Source organism: Sphingomonas glacialis, from assembly GCF_014653575.1.
GTDB classification, from domain to species: Bacteria; Pseudomonadota; Alphaproteobacteria; order Sphingomonadales; family Sphingomonadaceae; genus Sphingomonas; species Sphingomonas glacialis.
This window is the reverse complement of sequence record NZ_BNAQ01000052.1, coordinates 1-510: the sequence shown is the minus strand read 5'-3', so window position 1 is coordinate 510 and position 510 is coordinate 1. Positions and strand designations below refer to the sequence as shown.

The window sequence follows — 510 nt, the reverse complement described above, 5'->3', positions numbered from 1 at the left end:
TGGGCGTGGATGTAGTCGACATGTACCTGATTCATTGGCCATTCCCCGCAGTCGATCTCTACAAGGAGACATGGAAGGCGCTGCTCAAACTGCAAGAGGAAGGTGCTATCCACGTGGCTGGCGTCAGCAACTTCCTTCCCGAGCATCTTCAGGCTGTTATCGATGATTCCGGCGAAACCCCAACGGTGAACCAAATCGAAGTGCACCCGCGTTTCAGCCAGCCGGATAATCTCGCCTTCTGCAAGGCACATGGCATCACCGTTGAAGCGTATAGCCCGCTCGGCCACGGCAAGGACATCGAATCCGAGCCGGTTGTCTCTGCGGCCGAGGCCCACAACGTCACGCCCGCACAGGTGGTATTGCGTTGGCATACGCAAGAAGGTCGCATCATCATCCCGAAGTCCAAGCACGTCGAACGTATGAAGTCCAATCTGGCCAGTGCCAGTTTCGACCTGACTGCCACGGAACTTGCTGCCATCGATGCCCTGCACGATCCGAAGGGCAATGTGA

General features: G+C 56.9%; 1 protein-coding gene. It reads left to right on the top strand.

Features of this window, described 5'->3' with window-relative positions:
* Positions 1–20 precede the first annotated feature (20 nt).
* On the top strand, positions 21–510 hold a 490-nt coding region (locus IE187_RS21200), incomplete at its 3' end, for an aldo/keto reductase (RefSeq protein WP_229839654.1).